Here is a 2,218-nt window from a genome sequence, read left to right on the forward strand (position 1 = left end):
GGGTGGAGAGGTCGGGGCTGAACTTGGCGACGTACACGTCCTGGCCGGTGCTGCCCCCCAGGATCCCGCCCAGCAGCCCCCCCAGCAGCGTGTCCAGGATGCCGCCGGTGCTCGTGGTGGAACCGGTGACGTACACCGACCCGTCCGCGCCCACCGCCACGTCGACGGCCGTGTCCGTGCCGCTTTCCCCGAAGTAGCTCGCATACTGCAGCACGGGGTCGATCACCAGCGCTCGCGTGCGGTCGTACGCGCCCAGCACGAAGCCCACGCTGCCGTCCTCGTGCAGCTCGTAGCGGCTCGCCACCGCCTCGCGCCCACCGGGCCCCTGCTGCCAGCTCACCGGCGCCGCGAACTGGAGTTCGCGTCCTTCGACGGTGCGCAGCACCAGCCTGCCGTCGGCGTCCAGGCTGGCCTGCGCGCCCTCGAACGCCAGCCGGATCTGCGAGGCATCGGCCCCGGCCGCGACGATGAAGTCGTATTCGAGCTGCTGCTGGTTGCCGTAGTAGCGGACGTCGATGCCGTCGTAGACACCGCGGTACAGCACGCTGCCGTAGTTGGCGATGTCGGTGATCCATTGGCTGCTGTCGGCGCCGATCAGGTAGTTGCTGCGCGTGGCGAGCAGGTCCTGCCCTTCGGCGGCGCCGGGGTTGCCGCCCACCAGCGCCAGCATGACCGGCCGTTCGGCGCCTTGCAGCAGCAGTTCGGCGTTGCCGTCGCCCAGGCGCACGGCGTAGCCGATGCCGGAGGCGGCGAAGTCGACGCCGGCCCCGAGCTGGCCCGCGTCGGCCTCGAACTGCAGCGGCGTGAGCGCGAAGGCGGTGCGCACGTCGTCCACCCCCGTCGTCGCGGCCGCGGACTGGGTCGCGTACTCGAAGCTGGCGTCGAGCGTGCGCTCCTGCGCCGCGGGTGCCAGCGCGGTGTCGAGGCCCAGCAGGCTGGCGGCGTCGGCCGAATACAGCAGGCGCTGTTCGACCCATTCCGCCTGCGGGGCGACGCGTTGCGCGCGTGGCGGCCTGTTCCGGCGCAGCCAGTGCCTCAGCATGCAGGCCTCAGAGGCGCGGAGTCGACCGCAGGACGGGCGAGCCCTGCAGGCGGATCTCGGTGTGCGCCGGGGGCTTGGCGGGCTGGACGGGCTGGGCCGGCTCGGGCCGCACGAGTTCGGCCTTGCAGCGCAGTCCCGCCGGCAGCTGGTTGTCGGCGTTGGGCAGCGTGAGCCGCGCGCGGAAGGTGTTGCTGGCGCCTTCGATCACCTTGTCGACCAGCACCACCCTGGCCAGCCGCGGCTGCGCGCCCGGGAATTCGGGCGCGATGCGCATCTGCGTGCCCCGGCTCACGGCCGGATAGAGGCTCGCGGGGAGCACCACCTCCACCCGCAGGGGATCGATCACCGCGATGCGGAACATGGGCTTTTCCTCGACGCGCTCGCCGGCCGACATGAAGCGGTCGGCCACCACGCCGTTGCTCGGGCTGCGGATCGTGCGCAGCCCCAGCTGCGCCTGCGCCAGCTCGTGCTCGCGCTGGTAGATGTCGCGCTGCTCGCGCGCCTGCACCAGCCGGTTCTCGGCGACCAGCGCCTCGGCGCGGGCCTGCTCCAGCGCCTGGGCCGAGATGAATTCCTGCCGCGCGAGGTCCGCCGCCCGCGCGAGCTTCTGGCGCGCCAGTTCGGCGTTGGCCTCGGCCGCGCGGAGCTCGCCGTGGGCCTGGGCGCGGCCCTGCGCGACGTGGACGGACACCCGTTCGACATCGGCCCGCAGCGTCGCCAGCGGCTGGCCGGCCCGCACGCGGTCGCCGCGTTCCACCAGCACCTGCTCGATCACGCCCACGACCGGGCTGCCCAGGTCGGAGACGCTGTACGGCTCGATGAGGCAGCCCAGGGGCTGCGCAGAGGTGCTTGCCGGTGCGGCTTGCAGGTTGTGCGCGAGCAGCATGCCCGCCGCCAGGAACGTTCGTCCCATCCACTTCATCAGGATCCCCAGCGACTGAAATTCAGTTCGTGTTCTTCGTTTTGCGCGAGCCGCGCGAGTCTTGCACGCTGCTGCCTGCGCGACCAGTCTTCGAGGGCCTGCGCCGCCCGGAGGCTGGCGCCGGCGAACAGGCGGTGCGCCGCGGGTCGCGCGAGCGACACGCGCCACGCCGCCGGCAGCCGCCGCTGCAGCAGCGGAAAGTCCAGTGCCAGCATCGTCTCGCAGCTCCCGGGCTGCCCCTGCCGGCCGGCGCG

At 72.7% G+C, this 2,218-nt stretch carries 3 protein-coding genes; all 3 read right to left on the reverse strand.

The features are described 5' to 3' along the window. Window positions 1-1,042, reverse strand: a 1,042-nt coding sequence (locus VFM98_RS25790; protein ID WP_325112742.1) for a hypothetical protein, incomplete at its 3' end; no start/stop codon positions are given. A gap of 7 nt (window positions 1,043-1,049) precedes the next feature. Then, window positions 1,050-1,955: an efflux RND transporter periplasmic adaptor subunit gene (locus VFM98_RS25795; RefSeq protein ID WP_325112743.1), complete on the reverse strand. Its 906-nt coding sequence runs from the start codon at window positions 1,953-1,955 to the stop codon at window positions 1,050-1,052. A gap of 8 nt (window positions 1,956-1,963) precedes the next feature. Beyond that, the coding region (locus tag VFM98_RS25800) for a hypothetical protein (RefSeq protein ID WP_325112744.1) at window positions 1,964-2,218 on the reverse strand (255 nt) is incomplete at its 5' end.

The sequence above is a fragment of the Ramlibacter sp. genome (assembly GCF_035706265.1).
Classification (GTDB): Bacteria; Pseudomonadota; Gammaproteobacteria; order Burkholderiales; family Burkholderiaceae_C; genus Ramlibacter.

Excerpts from the sequence above, each read along its gene's own strand:
- VFM98_RS25795 (WP_325112743.1), bottom strand. The coding sequence starts at position 1,955 with ATGGGACGAACGTTCCTGGCGGCGGGCATGCTGCTCGCGCACAACCTG.